The following is a 15,044-nucleotide window of genomic DNA, read 5'->3' on the forward strand; positions in this document are numbered from 1 at the left end:
TGGAGTGATGGTTGAACGTGAAATTAACAAGACTCATTCCACCCCCGGTAAGTACGTTGAACCCGGCCAGGACTACGACCGCGACACTCAATACATTGAGGACCGTATTACCGCCGATGCACGTGATGGTTGGCCTGTTGAGGCTGGCCGGTACCGTCTTGTTGCGGCGCGGGCCTGCCCGTGGGCTAACCGCGCGATCATTGTGCGGCGGCTCCTTGGCCTCGAAGATGCCATCTCCTTGGGCACACCCGGCCCGGTACACGACGAACGCAGCTGGACGTTTGATCTCGACCCTGACGGTGTTGACCCTGTTCTGGGTATTGAACGCCTCCAAGATGCTTACTTCGCCCGGTTCCGCGACTACCCGCGCGGCATTACCGTGCCTGCGATGGTAGACATTCCCACAGGTGCGGTTGTCACCAATAACTTCCCGCAAATCACTCTCGACTTTTCAACACAGTGGACACAGTTCCACCGCAACGGGGCGCCAGACCTGTACCCGGAGGCTTTGCGCAGCGAAATCGATGAGGTCGCTGAACTCGTCTACCAAGACGTCAACAATGGCGTGTACCGGGCGGGGTTCGCCGGGTCGCAAAAGTCTTATGAACGCGCCTACAACACCCTGTTCAACCGCCTCGACTGGTTGAGTGAACGGCTTTCCACACAGCGTTACCTCGTTGGCGACACCATCACAGAAGCTGACGTGCGACTCTTCACAACGCTCGCGCGTTTTGATGCGGTCTACCACGGCCACTTCAAATGCAACCGCAACAAACTCATCGAGATGCCCGTGCTGTGGGCTTACGCCCGCGACCTGTTCCAAACCCCCGGGTTTGGTGACACCATCGACTTCCAACAAATCAAAGACCACTACTACCAGGTGCACCGCGACATCAACCCTTCCGGGATTGTGCCGCTCGGACCCGATGCGTCTGCTTGGTTGAGTGAGCATGGGCGTGAAGAACTTGGTGGGCGCCCCTTCGGTGATGGCACCCCACCGCCGCCACCACACGACGGTGAAAAAGTCCCCGACATCGGGTAGCTCAAGGCTGTTCAGTTTTTCTGGTGTTCATTTCTGATTGAACACGAGAAAAATTGAACGCTGTCGTTTGGCGGCATGGCTGGTTAGTTGTGGTCGGTGTCGGCCCAGCTGGTGTACGGGGTGGGGTCGACGTTGAAGTGCATTGTTGCCCCGGGGTTCCAGCCGATAATGGCGGTTGTTTCGCCGTCAACAGTGATGGGCCGGTAGGCGGTGGTCAGGAAACCAGCGAGCGTGAGCTCCACCCATGACACGTGTTCAACGATGTTCTCCCAAGCGGGAGTAACCCACCGTGGGTGGCGCCCGAGGAAAGCATCCCAGTCTTTGCGTGTTTGGGTGCTTGTTATGCGCGCGGACCCCAGCGACAGCAGGTGTTTCCAATCATCGACTCCGCGAATGCGTACTCCGTTGTCGCTCATGGGGCCTTGAAACTGCATGACCCGGTGATCGCCTTGGGGCATCGTGTCATTGTCAACGCACACGGCAAGGGTACTGGCCGCAGACCCGATTGGGCCTGGTGTTGTTTGAATGGAGTGGGCGTAGCGGGGCTGGTTTGACCAGTGTTGCCGGTCGTTCAACTTCGACCAGTCTGAACTACCGGTATCTTTTGCGGTCACCCATTGCCCGCCGCCGCCCTCCCACCACCAGTCATACGCGGGGTCAGTTGCTATGTGCCGGGCGAGTGGGCGGAAAACTTCGCGGTACTGGAACAGTGTGTACTCAGGCCTGTTTAAGGGCGCTAACCAGCCCCAACTCAGGTCACTTGCCACACTGCCAACATGGGCGATGACGTGTTCCATAGAACCGCGCAGCGCAGCAAGCCCTGTTTCGTGGACTGCTTGTTCGAGGCGGAACAGGATCTCTTTGTCATTGCCTTGCAGAATGCTCTCAGGCTGCACCGCAGAACCGTCTAAGTGTTCCCGGGGCATAAAAGACAACGACAAAAAGAAGAACAACGCCGGGAGGGAACCGAGCAGTTCCTCTTCACGCCGCGGAACGTCCTCATGAGTCATGAACCAAACCTACGGTGTGGTGTATCCGTTATCTCTGAGACTTCCTGCCCAGGCCCACGCCCCCCACAATCAGTCGAGATCCAACCCGCCAATCGCGGAGAGGTACGCCTCGTGGTAGGTCGGGAACTGTGGGATTTGGTCAAGGAGCACATCAATGGGGGTGTGGGTGCGAATCGCGAACGCAGCCCAGTGGATCCATTCGCTGGCCAGTGGCCCAACCGCCCACGCCCCCACAAGGACGCGCCGGTCCGCATCAGCAATAACACCCAGTGTGCCGTGTGGTTCTTGTTCGTAAAGCCACGGTTTTGCTAACGCTGCGGTGAGGTCCAGTTCATTCTCAACCACGCGAATACCCTGTTCACGGGCCGCTTGTGCGGTCACCCCAACGGCGGCGATCTCCGGGTCGGCGAACACAACCCGCGGCACACCGTCATAGGTTGCGGTGCGCTGCCCGCCGAGTATCGCATCGGCGACTATTCGTCCCTGATATTTAGCGACGTGCGTGTACGGCATAATCCCGGTGACATCACCCACCGCCCACACGCCAGGCGCTGCCTGACAACGCTCATCCACAATAATTTCGCCGTGTTCCCCCAGGTGAACACCAGCATTTTCGACACCTAGTTCGCTAGTTCGTGGGGTACGGCCCGTCGCAAAAATAACAACATCAGCGGACTCTGTGGACCCGTCATTCAGGTGCAGAACACTCGCACCCGTCGCCTCGTCGCGTTCCGCTGACACAGGTTCCGCACCCAGACGCACTGTGACACCAGCATCGGCAATGTGTTGTTGCGCCAGGTCACCCACGCACGGGTCCTCACGGCTCAGCAGGTGCGGCCCCCTGTTGAGAACGGTCACCTGCACCCCAAACCGGGCCAGGAATGTCGCCGACTCAAGCGCAACCGCGCTGCCGCCCACAATAATTGCCGAACCAGGCAGGTCCTTCACCGTGTACAGCTCGCGGTTTGTCCACGCGGTGATGGTGTCCACCCCATCAATGGGCGGCACAAAAGCCTGGGTGCCCGTGGCAATAATGATGGTGTCCGCGTGTAGTTGGGTGTCGCCCACGGCGACCACCCCCGCCCGCACGATGCGCGCCTCACCTTTGTACACCAGCACACCCTGGTCCTGGTAGGAGGACACCTGTTTGGCGTCGTCAAGGTGGCGGATCATCTCATCACGGTAGGTGCGGGTGTTTTCCCAGTTGAGGTGGGCATCTGACACCCCAGCGGTGTTGCGCACCTCCTGCGCAACCTCTGGGGAGCGAAGCACCACTTTCGAGGGGATACACGCATAGTAGGCGCACTCCCCACCGATGAGTTCCCGTTCCACAACGGCAACCCGTTTGCCAGCTTTAGCGAGCTCGGAGGAGGCAACTTCCCCGCCTGGCCCCATACCGATCACTACGGCATCAACGTGCTCATTCATATGCTGGCCTTCCTCACCGACGTGCTGGGGATGATTGCTCATCCCACTGTCACCCGCAGTCGAGCGCGCCGCAATCGGTGAGGAGCAAGAACACAGACAACGCAAGGGGGAAACCGCGCGCTTTAGGCGGATGTCGCGCCGAGCATCGCGGAACTCACCAAGTTGTCCTTGGCGAGGCTTTCGCTCTGAAGAACAGCGACCTTCCACTCATCGGTGAGAGCAACAGCTGCAAAGTTTGAGTTAAACAACGCCATCAGCGTGGTGTGCACAGTTTTTGCACTGACAACACCAGCCGCGTTAGCGATATTGATCGCACCAGTTGCGTCGGAAAGCACCTCAGCAGCAAGCCCGTGGGTTTCGCTTTCAGCCAGAGAAGCAAGAATGCAATTGTTTGTCATGTACCCCACAAAAGTCACCGTGTCGACGTTGTGGTCGCGCAACCATTCCAACAGGTCAGTACCTGCAAACACCGTTCCGTACTGTTTGGTGATCGTCTTCCACTCAGGTGTTTGTCGCTGGACGATGTCCGGGTGGACGTCAAAGCCAGGAGTGGTCGGGTCAAAAACTGGCGCACCTTCGCCACTTGTGTGTTGGAACATGACAATCGGAATACCAGCGGCTGTGGCTGCATCAATTGCTTCGCCGATGCGCGGCAACGACTCTGCATGAGGCGGGTACTGGATTTCCAGCGGCCCATCGACGTACTCGTTTTGAACATCAACAATGATCAGTGCGCGGCGCGGAATGGCCATGATTATTCGCTCCTTGTGGGGGACAAGGGCAGTGATTTCTGCCCTACGTTGATCTTTCCCCGCCACCACCTCACATACCATTGGCACAAGTGCATGGTTATGATGAGTTTGCGCCAAAGACGATGACCGCTATGTCCCACCAAGCGCACCACCCGTGCTGGTTAGAAACCACTGGAGAACTGATGATGAAAATCGCCGTATACGCCTTTGACGACATCACCATGTTCCACCTGTCCGTACCGCACATGGTGTTTGACGAGGTCACGCGTCAAAATCTTGCCACCTGGACGACGGTGTTGTTCTCCGAAACCCCTGGGAACATTCGCACATCCGAGGGGTACCCCGTCGCAAACATCAGCGGTATTGACGCTGCCCTAGACGCCGACATTGTGGTGGTTCCATCCTGGTTGCCACACGGCAAAGAACTCAGCGACGCCCTACGCCACACCCTGCACACCGCGCACCAACGCGGGGCGAGCATCGTCGGTTTATGCCTTGGCGCAATAGCAATCGCTGACGCAGGTCTCCTTGCAGGGCGCACAGCCGTCACCCACTGGCACGCTGTCGACGAACTCGCCACACGCCACCCAAACATCACCGTCGATGCGTCAGTACTCTATGTGGACCACGGCGACGTCCTGACCTCCGCAGGAACAGCATCGGGAATCGACGCCTGCCTGCACGTTATCCGCACCCGCCTAGGCGCCGACGCAGCGAACAAAGTAGCGCGCAGCCTCGTTGTCGCCCCACACCGAGAAGGCGGACAAGCCCAATACATTGAACGCCCCATTGCCGCCCGCGCCGATGACGACCCCATCGCCGTAGCCACCCAATGGGCACTTGAACACCTCGACGGCGACCTCAATGTTGACCAACTCGCCGTGGTTGCGCACATGAGTAGGCGCTCATTTATCCGCGCGTTTCGAGACTCCACAGGAGCCACCCCGGCAGCTTGGGTACGGTCGCGGCGCCTTGACGAGGCGCGCCGACTCTTGGAAACAACCGACATGCCCATTGACCGAGTAGCCGCAGAATGCGGGTTCGGCAGTGGCGTAACATTCCGGCAGAACTTCGCCTCCGCGTTTGGCAGCACCCCGTCAAGTTACCGACGCAGGTTCGACGCCCGGGCCTGAGCGCCGTGACCTGGGATGTACAGGTTTAGCCTTGGCGTGCTTTGAGGCGCGGGTTTTTCTTGTTGATGACAAACACCCGCCCACGGCGGCGCACTACTTGCGAACCGGGTTGGTTTTTCAATGATTTCAACGAGTTACGGACCTTCATGATGTCTCCTTCATGGGGTTGTGCTGGGTAGGTTGTGCGGCTGAGAAGTGCCGTGTGAGCGCGTGCACGTAGCGGTTAAGCGCAGGTTAGAAGCAGCGGTTGGGCAGCAGTTAAGCCCCGGCTTAACTGCGTTTAGGCCACGGCGATATCTCCGAGCCACGGTTCAAGCCCGTCTTCGTGGGTGTCCCAGGCCAGCCCGTAGGACACTGCTTCAACATCGGTGACCAGGCTTTCCCGGAATGCGCGCTCTAACTCGTCGCGCCCTTCGCCCGTCCCGGTGACGACGATGCGTGACAGTGGTGTGGCGTGTTCCCAGTGTGACCATGTTCCGATGGACAGTTGGCCGCCTGCTCCGTCCCACGCGCACACGTATTCGGGGCGGGTGGGCAGCCAGAAGCATCCGCGGGCCCGGAAGTTATGCCCACCGAGCCGTTCGATGTGTTCCAGGAGGCGTTCTGGGTGGAATGGCATGGTGGAGTTCAGGTCAAGGGTCCACACGTCGTCGCTGGTGGGGGTGGGCACGTGGCCACGCCGTACTTGTGCAATCCATTGTTCGGAGGCTTTGTGGTCGTGAACACCTTTCATCAACAGTGAGGTGTCGACTCTTTCGATGCCACGCACCAGGGGCACCCCGGGGCGGGCAAGTGCTCGCAGGAGCTCTTCGCCGGTGCGCCCTGCACGGCCCACGGTGATGACCATGTCGGCGTGTTCAACCATGGCGCATTGGGTTTCGGCGACCCCGCGTGAGTCGTCTTCGGCGCTGTGTACTCCGCGTTCAACGAGTAGGTCGTTACCCATGAGGTCGTCTAGGGTTTGCGGCCCGTTGATTGTGGTGACAACGGCGCTGATGTGCAGGTGGCGGGAGGTTTCGTCGTCCCATGCGGCGACCCGGCACACCTGTAGTGCCTCGGCACCGACGGGCAGGTGGGCGATGATCGCTCCCCAGCGGCGCGCATCGGACAGTCGGCGAAGGGTGGGCACGATGTCTTCGCGGATGGCGCAGCTCACGCAGGCGTGCTCAAGGTCAAGGATGACGTGTTCAATCACTCCCGATGCGTCGCTGACTATGCGGTACAGGCGCCCTTTGACCACGTCGATGTCGTGGCGAACCACGACCGCCCCGGGCAGGTCCCATTGCATGGTCATGGTTGCTGCGGCCATGGATTCGGTGCAGGTCCCGGTGACGAGGATGACTGGTGGCGGGGTCATGCGGTTGCTCCTGTTCCGTCCTGTGGTGCGGCTCCTTCCGGTGCTGAGGTGGCATCGGAGGATTGGCCGTAGCGGCGGCGGAAGCGTTCAACGCGCCCTTCCGCGTCGAGGACGCGGGCGTTTCCGGTCCAGAAGGGGTGGCTTGCGGATGAAATGTCGATGTCAACGAGTGGGTAGGTTTGGCCGTTGTATTCGATGGTTTCGTTGCTGGTGATGGTGGAGCGGGTGAGGAAGGTGAGTCCGCCTGCTTTGTCTCGGAAGACGACGGGGTGGTAATCGGGGTGGATGTTCTTCTTCATGGTTCCTCTGCTAGCATCTGGTAACGATAATGATTATCAGTAGCATACACGGAGGAACACATGGCCCGCATCTGCCAGGTCACGGGAGCTGAACCTGGATTCGGACACCGAATCTCCCACTCCCACCGCCGCACCAAACGGCGCTTCAACATCAACATCCAAAAGAAGCGTTACTGGGTGCCCAGCCTTGGGCGCCACGTCACGCTACGAGTCAGCGCACGCGGCATCAAAACCATCGACGCCAAAGGCATTGAGGTTGTTGTTGCACAAATCATCGCGCGAGACGGGAAAATCTGATGGCCAAAAAATCCACCGACCTGCGGCCCATCATCAAACTACGATCAACCGCCGGCACCGGGTACACCTACATCACCCGCAAAAACCGGCGCAACAACCCCGACCGCATGGTGATCCGCAAATACGACCCCAAAATCCGCAAGCACGTTGACTTCCGAGAGGAACGGTAATGGCCAAGAAATCCAAGATCGCCGCGCAGCGCCGCCGCGAAGAAACCGTCGCACGCTACGCAGAGCAACGCGCCGCCCTCAAAGAACAAGCCCGAACCGGCGCAACCCTCGCCGAGCGGCAAACAGCGCTCCGTGAACTCAACGACCTACCGCGCGACGCCAGCCCCACCCGGCTACGCAACCGCGACGTGTCCGATGGCCGCCCACGCGGATACATCCGCAAAGCGGGAATTTCCCGCGTCAAGTTCCGCCAGCTCGCGCTTCGTGGTGAACTCCCAGGCATCACGAAAAGCAGCTGGTAGGGAGGGGAAAAGGGGGGGCCGCAGTGGTTGACTGCGGCCCCACCCTTGATGCACTTTTTAAACACTATGTGCATAAAATGAGTTCACCGGCGCTTGCCCCTGTGCACGGTACAGCCTTCAGTGTTCAAGGAGTTCACAACGCCGATGATTGATCTGCTGGCATTTTTTATTCTCATGGTGATCACCGCAGTTTTGGCCCACGTGGCGGTGCCAACAGTTTTCGTTTTCTCGGGTTTCCGGCAAAAACTGATCACCCTTGGGGCCGCTTTAGGGTGTCTCTATCTGCTGCACCTGATGACAATTGCGGCGGCTGGCCGCTGGGTCGTTGAAGGTTATGCATTCATGGGCCCACTGTTCTTCTCAGCAGGCGTGATCACCGGCGTGGCGTTGGGCGCACAGCGCGCTATGTTCACTCCGCCACCGTTACACGTTTACGATGCACCACTCGCCACAGAACAGTGGGACGTCTACTATCAGGTTCCACTTGCCAAGGCCAAAACCCTCGTCTTGGTGGCGCTTATCGCGTCTTTCATAACATCTGGGATCGATTACTGGATAGGTCCCTTTACTCTTAGTACGTTCATCCTTTTCGCCGGGCAAATAGGCGGAGTTGCGTTTCTGGGATACAAAAACCGGCTCCCTATACCCCTGACTGTTCGAGAGATGAGCTCTAGGAGATAGTTCGATGCTGACTGCTGGACATTCATCGTTCAGCCAAAGGGTGGCGCATTGTGAATGACGACGAAAAAGCAACCACTTGGCTTGGAGGGTTGGCTACACTAGGTCTCGTGCTTTTTGCCATCGTTGGGGTTGGCATACCGTTAGCGCTAAGTGTCTTTGCCATGTCATTGATTCCTGAAATAGGAACGTTGAGAGACGGGATCACCGGTTGGAGCCTGCTCCACGTCCTGTGGATGATTCCCGTTGTTTACCTTATTTCCACAATCACCGAGGCTTTTACAAAAGTGCTTGCCCCGCTTTTTTCGCTGAACCCGTTCACACACCAAGCGGTACAGGCTGCTGCGGAGTGGGGCCTCACTACACCCCTGCTTCTTATTTACTTTGATAACTTTCTCGGCGCTGCTCTCTCTGCTTTGCTTGCCGTACTCCTTTGGCTTGTTCTTACACCATGGATTGAACGCGAAACTGGCAAGCTAGAAGAGTCGTAGGACAAGAGCAGTCAGACATGTTCGTTTTTTATAACATGACTAACAGGTTATAAAAAACGAACACACACCCAGGGTGAAGAGCGATGTGCAACACTGTGCAACGGGTCATGTTCTATATCATTAACACAGCGTAGTGTGTTACATTTTTGATACACCCGAGGCGGTGTTACATGTTTCGAACACGTTGGAGGGCTCATGAAGATCACTAGCGCCCACGAAGCAGCGCGATTGATCCACACCAGCCGTGTTCTCGCTGAGATCACTCAGCAACAACTCGCTGAACGCGTTGGTGTCACACGGCAAACCATCGCACGCATCGAACAAGGCAAAGGTGGGGCATCGTTCGACACCTACCTCGCAGTGTTTAAGGAACTCGACATCACGTTGACTGGTCAACCGGAAAGCCACACCGACGACACATCAAGCTGGGGTCAAGCTGAGACACCCGAGAGGAACTGGGTAACAGGCCTTTCGCAGAAACTATCGCAGCATTCAACGTCGCAAACACCTTTGACAACACGATCAGCAAAAGTTTTGAATAAACCATTTACAACGTTTCTGGAAGCAATTAAAGGCCCAAACGTCAACGAGACACTTGGATCTATGGTGGATCTCCACCTTAGGGATGCCACAGAGGGGCTTCTTGCTGACCACAAAAAGGTAAATCGAGTCAGCAGTATTGAGACTAGTCGGGATGAATCTGGTGACTGAGACACTCTTCATTTACTTGTATGACGCTCTAGCCGCACGCATCGTGCGGGATGATCGCATCATTTCGCTGCAATACGACGCTCAATATGTACTCGACGATCAAAGTGCCCCGATCTCACTCCAGTTTCCACTGACAACAACACCTTACTCGGGGAAAACTGTGGAGTTCTTTTTGGAGAACCTGCTTCCTGATAGACCAGAAGTGAGAACACAGTGGGCTCGGGACGCGGGTCTCGACAGCATTGACGCCTTTGACCTCCTTGCAATCTACGGGGAGGATGTAGCTGGCGGACTTGAAATCTACCCTTACGAGAAATCTCAACAGAGAAAGACTGCATTAACACCTATTACTGATGCATCCATCGCCGCTCGCATACGGCAGATCCGGAATGACTCTACCCAGTGGAACATGAAAGACACTGCTGGCGGACAGTTTTCCCTAGGCGGCGCTCAGGGGAAGTTCGCTCTAGCGTTGGTTGATAACCAGTGGTTTGAACCGTCAGGCGCACACCCATCAACGCACATCTTCAAACCTGGCGTCAACAACTTCGACGGATCAGACATCACCGAGCACGTCATGATGCGTGTTGCGGAACAACTAGGTCTAGAGACGGCACAAACCTCGATCAGGCAGTTCGATGGCGAACATGTTCTCGTAGTCGAACGATTCGACAGAGAGTATTACGGCGGTAGTCTGCGCAGGATCCATCAAGAGGACTTCGCCCAAGCAACAGGAACCCCTGTCCTCAGAAAGTACGAGAGCGATGGGGGCCCAGGCTACAAAGACATGCTCAGCGTCATCACTAAGCACGTGAATCCTGAATTCATTCAGAGCGCCAGAAGAGCTCTGGCACACAGTCTGGTTTTCTTTTGGATCATGGGTCATGCAGATGCCCATTCAAAAAACTTTTCTGTGAGGATCCTTCCCAACAATGTATCTTTGACACCTCTCTACGACCTTAACTGCAGTCTGGCTTTCGAGCTGGAAAGTACCTGTAAAGCTTTAGATTACACAGCATTCGACAATGTCGCACTTGCCATGTCCGTCAACAAGAAGTTCAAAATTGGTGATTTCACTCTTGATTCGTTAAATGAGATCAATAGAGAATGCGAACTAGAACCCAATTATTCAGCAGTTTTTGCCGCATATGTCGCAGCAAACATACAGGCAATTCTGATCGACGTAATCGAGGAACTGCCAATCGAATATCAACAACTACAGGCAGTAAAAAATTTGCCTTATGTGATTTTCTCTCAGACTAAACGTGTCAAGCATCTGCTGTCACCAGAGTCCCAGGAGTAAAAACGGGCCACAATACAGGGAAGCCCCGGCAACACACAATGCCGGGGCTTCCCTCTGTTGGTGCATCTCACTGTGGCGGTGAGTTGCTGTGGAGGTTAGACGACGAGCGCCGCTTTCACCTCAGGTGCGAGGAGTTCAATGACGTTGGCACGGGATTCCTCTGGGGAGTTCCCAGCCAACGCTGCTTGGGCGATCGCTTCACACTGCGCGAATGTGTGGCGGCGCAGTGAGAAACGAACCGCTGGGATTGAACCCAAGGACATCGACAAGCTGGTGATACCCAGCCCGGTGAGCACTAGGGCCATGAGGGGGTCTGCCGCGGATTCGCCGCACACACCCACAGGTTTACCCAGTTCGCGGCCTGCCGCTGCGGTGGACGCGATCAGGTCGAGGATCGCTGGTTGCCACGAGTCGAGCAGGTCAGATAGTTCCCCACGCAACCGGTCGGTGGCCATCGTGTACTGGGCGAGGTCGTTGGACCCAATGGACACAAAGTCCACTTCAGCCAAGATCGCCCGGGCACGGAGCGCCGCTGACGGCACCTCCACCATGACCCCAACTTTCTCCAACCCGTGTTCGCGGGCTTGAGTAGCGAAGTCCCGTGCTTCTGCTGGTGTCGCCACCATTGGTGCCATCACCCACGGTTTTGTCCCCGTGTCATGGGACGCTTGGGCGAGGGCAGCCAACTGGTCGCTGAGAAGTTGCGGGTGTAGGCGTGCGCTGCGGAAACCGCGCACACCAAGCGCCGGGTTTTCTTCATCTGGCTGGGTAGCGAATGCGAGGGGTTTGTCAGCACCAGCGTCGAGGGTTCGCACAACAACTTTGCGCCCCTCAAAAGCGGACAGCACACCCGCGTATTCTTTGGTTTGCTGCTCCACTGAGGGAGCTTTCGGGGAGTCAAGGAACAGCACCTCGGTGCGGAACAACCCTGACCCTTCAACCACGTGGCCATCTGTGCGAGCTGAGGCGCGCACAGCGTCGGCTGCGGTCCCAATGTTTGCGAGCAGGGCGATGGTGTGCCCGTCAGCGGTGGCACCTGGTTCGGTGTCAGCGTCGAGTTGCTTCTCGAACTCAACTTTCGCTTGAATGTCAGCGGCAATGTCGTCACCAGGGTTGACGGTGACTTTCCCCGTTGAGGCGTCAGCCGCAACAACGGTGCCGTCTTCCAAGTTCGTGATGCCGCGTACCTGCACCAGGCAGGGGAGCCCTAGTTGGCCAGCAATAATTGCCGTGTGGCCGGTCGGGCCGCCAAGTTCGGTGACAATTGCCAGGACCTTGTCCAGGTCCAGTGCTGCTGTGTCAGCGGGGGCGAGGTCTTCCGCAACGATGATGCTGGGGACGTCCAGGCTTGGCACACCAGGTTGTGGTTGGTCGAGCAGTGCGGCGATGACACGGTCACGCACAGACTTGAGGTCTGTGACGCGCTCAGCCATCATGCCGCCAAGTTTTTCAAAGAGGGCAACAAATTCGTTCACCGCGTCGTCGATGGCGGCGACTGCTGGTTTCCCGGCTTTGAGGTTCGCTTGTGACTTCGCGACAAGCGCTGGGTCTGCTGCGATTTGTGCGGCTGCGGTCAGGACAGCTGCCAAACTTCCTGATGCCCCTGCTGCCTGGTTTTTCAGGTTCTGCTCAACCTGTTTGAAGGATTGAGCAATGAGGTCTGGGAGTTGGTCTGCTGGTACTTCAGCCCCGTCACGGGTCACCACCGCGTCAGGGGCGGCATCTACTGATGCTCGCACCTGCGCGATGGGACCGATGACAGCTTTACGGCCGACACCTGTTCCGCTGAGAACGGTGGTGGTCATGATGCGTCCTCGGCATCAAGGTCGGTCGTGATGAGTTCCACGATGGAATCGAGTACCGCATCGTCACCGTCAACGGTGACCTCGACGTCTTCGCCGTGCCCAACACCCAGTGTCATGAGGAGCAGGACGCTGGATGCGTCCACTGGCTCTTGGCCGGGGCGCCCGATGGTAACGGGCACTCCTGCGCTGGCTGCTGCTTGACTGATGAGGGTGGCTGGGCGGGCGTGAAGTCCAGCGGACGATGCGACGGTGACGATGCGGCTTGACATGATTGGTCCTCTCGAAGCCTGTGGGTTTTGTTATGCGGTGGTAACCGCAGTGTGCTGCGGTGCCTGTTGTGCTGCGTTGATTTTGTTGTAGCGGATCTCCTTGAGGACAACCACGATCAGTGCGGCGACCAGCACACCAGCGATGATGGAGATCAGGAACCCAATCGGGTTACCGATGAGTGGGAGCACCCACACACCACCGTGTGGGGCAACAAGGGTGACCCCGAATGCCATGCTCAGTGCACCTGTCACTGATGAACCTACCAGCGACGCGAGGATGACGCGCAGCGGGTCAGCGGCAGCGAATGGGATGGCACCTTCGGAGATGAAGGAGGCACCGAGCAGCCACGCTGCTTTACCGTTTTCGCGTTCCGCTTCGGTGAAGAGACGCTTACGCACTGTGGTGGCGAGCGCCATTGCCAGTGGTGCGACCATACCGGAAGCCATCACAGCTGCCATGATCTTGTATTGGGCTGCGTCAGCGGTAAGACCTGTTGTTGCCAAACCGGTGACGGCGAAGGTGTAAGCCACCTTGTTCACTGGGCCACCGAGGTCAAAGCCCATCATGGCTCCAAGGATAAGACCGAGGAGTACCAGTTGGTTTCCGCCCAGGCCGCCGAGCCAGCTTTCCAGCCCACGCATGAGCGCAGCGATGGGGGTACCAATAACTACGAGGGTCAAGAACCCAACGATCAGGGATGACAGTAGTGGGATAACGACCACTGGCATGATCCCACGCACACCCTTGGCGACCTTCCAACGGCTGATCCACAGGGCAACGAAACCGGCAAGGAAGCCAGTGACCAAACCACCGAGGAACCCAGCGCCAACAGCTACTGACGCTGCTCCACCAACGAAGCCTGGTACAAGACCGGGGCGGTCAGCAATTCCGTAGGCGATGAAACCGGAGAGCACTGGAACAAGGAACCCGAAGGCTAGGCCACCAACACCCAACAACGCCACGGCGTAGTGCTGAAGGTTACCCCAGTCGAAATCAGCCCATACAGCTGCTTGGTCAACAGCGGTAACTTCAATGGCACCTTCAGCGCCGCCCCATGCCACGTTTGCGAGCATGAATGCGAGGGCGATGAGAATACCACCGGCTGCGACAAACGGAATCATGTAGGAGACACCGGTCATCAGCCATTGGCGGATTTTGGTGCCAACACTGGCGTTTGCATCGACCTTGGTCGCGGGGCCACCTGCTGCGGGGGCCGCTGCTGCGGACCCTGCTGGAACTCCGCGTTCCACTGCTGCAACAGCTTCTTCAATGACTTTGGCTGCTTCGTGGACGCCGCGCTTCACACCAACGTCAACGAAAGGTTTGCCGGCGAAACGTTCACGGCCTTTGACCTCTAGGTCGGCTGCGTAGATGACACCGTCTGCTGCTGCAATAGCGGCGTCGTCAATGGCGTCGGTTCCTGCGGAACCTTGTGTTTCTACGGTGACCTCGTGGCCAGCTGCTTTACCAGCTTGCTCGAGGGCCTCCGCCGCCATGTATGTGTGTGCAATGCCCGTTGGGCATGAGGTTACTGCTACGAATTTCACAATGACACCGCCTCATTCACGATGGCCGCTACTGCAGCGCCGTCTGGTGCCGCACGCAGTGAATCTTTGAAGTCTGCGTGGACAAGTTTCCGGGCAAGTGCGGCAAGGATTTTTAAGTGGTCGCCTTCACCAGCAGCGGGCGCTGCGATGAGGAAGACGAGGGTTGCTGGTCCATCAGGTGCACCAAAATCAACACCTGCTGGCACCTTTGCGACAGCAAGTGACGGAGCCAAAACGGCTTCGGATTTGGCGTGTGGTAGGCCGATTCCACCTGGCATACCGGTTGATGTCTTTGCCTCACGGGCACGGACATCGGTAGCAAAAACAGCTGCGTCGGTGACGCGGCCTGCTTCTGCGAGACGCTGAGCGAGAATGTCGATTACAGCGTTTGCGTCCGCCGCGTCAACGTCGACGGCGACGAGTTCGGGGAGGATGAGGGGGGTACTCAT

Annotated in this window: 19 protein-coding genes; 9 read left to right on the top strand and 10 right to left on the bottom strand. The window is 57.7% G+C overall.

What is annotated here, in order from left to right:
• The first annotated feature begins 7 nt into the window (after positions 1-7).
• The gene (locus G538_RS0101670; RefSeq protein WP_029067945.1) at positions 8-1,042 is read left to right on the top strand and encodes a glutathione S-transferase family protein; all 1,035 of its coding nucleotides are present in this window, start codon (positions 8-10) and stop codon (positions 1,040-1,042) included.
• A gap of 83 nt (positions 1,043-1,125) precedes the next feature.
• On the opposite strand, the gene G538_RS0101675 is transcribed toward G538_RS0101670, so the two are convergent.
• From G538_RS0101675 to G538_RS0101685, 3 genes are all read right to left on the bottom strand, one after another.
• Complete coding sequence (locus G538_RS0101675) at positions 1,126-2,052, bottom strand: hypothetical protein (RefSeq protein WP_029067946.1); 927 nt, start codon at positions 2,050-2,052, stop codon at positions 1,126-1,128.
• A 69-nt stretch (positions 2,053-2,121) separates the two neighbouring features.
• The gene (locus G538_RS0101680) at positions 2,122-3,480 is read right to left on the bottom strand and encodes a dihydrolipoyl dehydrogenase family protein (RefSeq protein ID WP_029067947.1); all 1,359 of its coding nucleotides are present in this window, start codon (positions 3,478-3,480) and stop codon (positions 2,122-2,124) included.
• Positions 3,481-3,602: 122 nt separating this feature from the next.
• Positions 3,603-4,232 (bottom strand): isochorismatase family protein, encoded by a 630-nt coding sequence (locus G538_RS0101685; RefSeq protein WP_029067948.1) that lies wholly within the window; start codon positions 4,230-4,232, stop codon positions 3,603-3,605.
• A 182-nt stretch (positions 4,233-4,414) separates the two neighbouring features.
• Between G538_RS0101685 and G538_RS0101690 the strand changes: the two genes are divergently transcribed.
• Entirely contained in the window at positions 4,415-5,365 is a 951-nt protein-coding gene (locus tag G538_RS0101690) for a GlxA family transcriptional regulator (protein WP_245566762.1), read from the top strand.
• A gap of 25 nt (positions 5,366-5,390) precedes the next feature.
• Here G538_RS0101690 and ykgO read toward each other — a convergent pair whose 3' ends face one another.
• From ykgO to G538_RS0101705, 3 genes are all read right to left on the bottom strand, one after another.
• On the bottom strand, positions 5,391-5,513 hold the full coding sequence (gene ykgO, locus G538_RS0101695; RefSeq protein ID WP_029067950.1) for a type B 50S ribosomal protein L36: 123 nt from the start codon (positions 5,511-5,513) through the stop codon (positions 5,391-5,393).
• A 132-nt stretch (positions 5,514-5,645) separates the two neighbouring features.
• Entirely contained in the window at positions 5,646-6,722 is a 1,077-nt protein-coding gene (locus tag G538_RS0101700; protein ID WP_029067951.1) for a GTP-binding protein, read from the bottom strand.
• Positions 6,719-7,021 carry a type B 50S ribosomal protein L31 gene (locus tag G538_RS0101705; protein WP_029067952.1) on the bottom strand — a complete coding sequence of 101 codons (303 nt, stop codon included), beginning with the start codon at positions 7,019-7,021 and terminating at the stop codon, positions 6,719-6,721. Before G538_RS0101705 ends, G538_RS0101700 begins: the two co-directional genes overlap by 4 nt.
• Before the next feature lie 60 nt (positions 7,022-7,081).
• Between G538_RS0101705 and rpmB the strand changes: the two genes are divergently transcribed.
• The 7 genes from rpmB (at position 7,082) to G538_RS17170 (ending at position 10,973) form a co-directional block, all read left to right on the top strand.
• Positions 7,082-7,318 carry a 50S ribosomal protein L28 gene (gene rpmB, locus G538_RS0101710; RefSeq protein ID WP_029067953.1) on the top strand — a complete coding sequence of 79 codons (237 nt, stop codon included), beginning with the start codon at positions 7,082-7,084 and terminating at the stop codon, positions 7,316-7,318.
• Positions 7,318-7,488: a 50S ribosomal protein L33 gene (gene rpmG / locus G538_RS0101715; RefSeq protein WP_029067954.1), complete on the top strand. Its 171-nt coding sequence runs from the start codon at positions 7,318-7,320 to the stop codon at positions 7,486-7,488. The genes rpmB and rpmG overlap by 1 nt, the downstream gene beginning before the upstream one ends.
• The gene (rpsN, locus tag G538_RS0101720; RefSeq protein WP_029067955.1) at positions 7,488-7,790 is read left to right on the top strand and encodes a 30S ribosomal protein S14; all 303 of its coding nucleotides are present in this window, start codon (positions 7,488-7,490) and stop codon (positions 7,788-7,790) included. Before rpmG ends, rpsN begins: the two co-directional genes overlap by 1 nt.
• A gap of 144 nt (positions 7,791-7,934) precedes the next feature.
• The gene (locus tag G538_RS0101730; RefSeq protein ID WP_029067956.1) at positions 7,935-8,471 is read left to right on the top strand and encodes a hypothetical protein; all 537 of its coding nucleotides are present in this window, start codon (positions 7,935-7,937) and stop codon (positions 8,469-8,471) included.
• A gap of 50 nt (positions 8,472-8,521) precedes the next feature.
• Positions 8,522-8,959, top strand: coding sequence for a hypothetical protein (locus tag G538_RS0101735; RefSeq protein WP_029067957.1), 438 nt, complete (start codon positions 8,522-8,524; stop codon positions 8,957-8,959).
• Between the two features lie 195 nt (positions 8,960-9,154).
• Positions 9,155-9,670, top strand: a complete 516-nt coding sequence (locus G538_RS17630) for a helix-turn-helix transcriptional regulator (protein WP_035832748.1) — start codon at positions 9,155-9,157, stop codon at positions 9,668-9,670.
• A complete protein-coding gene (locus G538_RS17170; RefSeq protein WP_169514075.1) occupies positions 9,663-10,973 on the top strand; it encodes a HipA domain-containing protein in 1,311 nt (436 codons plus the stop codon). The genes G538_RS17630 and G538_RS17170 overlap by 8 nt, the downstream gene beginning before the upstream one ends.
• A 95-nt stretch (positions 10,974-11,068) precedes the next feature.
• Here the strand turns inward: G538_RS17170 and ptsP are convergent, their stop codons facing one another.
• Genes ptsP through G538_RS0101765 form a run of 4 tightly spaced genes read right to left on the bottom strand, consistent with a single transcriptional unit; the run spans position 11,069 to position 15,044 of the window.
• Positions 11,069-12,778, bottom strand: coding sequence for a phosphoenolpyruvate--protein phosphotransferase (gene ptsP / locus G538_RS0101750; protein WP_029067958.1), 1,710 nt, complete (start codon positions 12,776-12,778; stop codon positions 11,069-11,071).
• Positions 12,775-13,047: an HPr family phosphocarrier protein gene (locus G538_RS0101755; protein ID WP_029067959.1), complete on the bottom strand. Its 273-nt coding sequence runs from the start codon at positions 13,045-13,047 to the stop codon at positions 12,775-12,777. The genes ptsP and G538_RS0101755 overlap by 4 nt, the downstream gene beginning before the upstream one ends.
• A gap of 30 nt (positions 13,048-13,077) precedes the next feature.
• Entirely contained in the window at positions 13,078-14,595 is a 1,518-nt protein-coding gene (locus tag G538_RS0101760; protein ID WP_029067960.1) for a PTS fructose transporter subunit IIC, read from the bottom strand.
• Positions 14,592-15,044 (bottom strand): fructose PTS transporter subunit IIA, encoded by a 453-nt coding sequence (locus G538_RS0101765; protein ID WP_029067961.1) that lies wholly within the window; start codon positions 15,042-15,044, stop codon positions 14,592-14,594. The genes G538_RS0101760 and G538_RS0101765 overlap by 4 nt, the downstream gene beginning before the upstream one ends.

The organism is Jonesia quinghaiensis DSM 15701 (genome assembly GCF_000423205.1).
Taxonomy (GTDB): Bacteria; Actinomycetota; Actinomycetes; order Actinomycetales; family Cellulomonadaceae; genus Jonesia; species Jonesia quinghaiensis.

Coding starts and splice junctions, on each gene's coding strand:
- G538_RS0101670 (WP_029067945.1), top strand. CDS start 8: ATGGTTGAACGTGAAATTAACAAGACTCATTCCACCCCCGGTAAGTAC.
- ykgO (WP_029067950.1), bottom strand. CDS start 5,513: ATGAAGGTCCGTAACTCGTTGAAATCATTGAAAAACCAACCCGGTTCG.
- G538_RS0101680 (WP_029067947.1), bottom strand. CDS start 3,480: ATGAATGAGCACGTTGATGCCGTAGTGATCGGTATGGGGCCAGGCGGG.
- G538_RS17630 (WP_035832748.1), top strand. CDS start 9,155: ATGAAGATCACTAGCGCCCACGAAGCAGCGCGATTGATCCACACCAGC.
- rpsN (WP_029067955.1), top strand. CDS start 7,488: ATGGCCAAGAAATCCAAGATCGCCGCGCAGCGCCGCCGCGAAGAAACC.
- G538_RS0101690 (WP_245566762.1), top strand. CDS start 4,415: ATGATGAAAATCGCCGTATACGCCTTTGACGACATCACCATGTTCCAC.
- ptsP (WP_029067958.1), bottom strand. CDS start 12,778: ATGACCACCACCGTTCTCAGCGGAACAGGTGTCGGCCGTAAAGCTGTC.
- rpmG (WP_029067954.1), top strand. CDS start 7,318: ATGGCCAAAAAATCCACCGACCTGCGGCCCATCATCAAACTACGATCA.
- G538_RS0101755 (WP_029067959.1), bottom strand. CDS start 13,047: ATGTCAAGCCGCATCGTCACCGTCGCATCGTCCGCTGGACTTCACGCC.
- G538_RS0101685 (WP_029067948.1), bottom strand. CDS start 4,232: ATGGCCATTCCGCGCCGCGCACTGATCATTGTTGATGTTCAAAACGAG.
- rpmB (WP_029067953.1), top strand. CDS start 7,082: ATGGCCCGCATCTGCCAGGTCACGGGAGCTGAACCTGGATTCGGACAC.
- G538_RS0101700 (WP_029067951.1), bottom strand. CDS start 6,722: ATGACCCCGCCACCAGTCATCCTCGTCACCGGGACCTGCACCGAATCC.
- G538_RS0101705 (WP_029067952.1), bottom strand. CDS start 7,021: ATGAAGAAGAACATCCACCCCGATTACCACCCCGTCGTCTTCCGAGAC.
- G538_RS0101675 (WP_029067946.1), bottom strand. CDS start 2,052: ATGACTCATGAGGACGTTCCGCGGCGTGAAGAGGAACTGCTCGGTTCC.
- G538_RS0101765 (WP_029067961.1), bottom strand. CDS start 15,044: ATGAGTACCCCCCTCATCCTCCCCGAACTCGTCGCCGTCGACGTTGAC.
- G538_RS0101730 (WP_029067956.1), top strand. CDS start 7,935: ATGATTGATCTGCTGGCATTTTTTATTCTCATGGTGATCACCGCAGTT.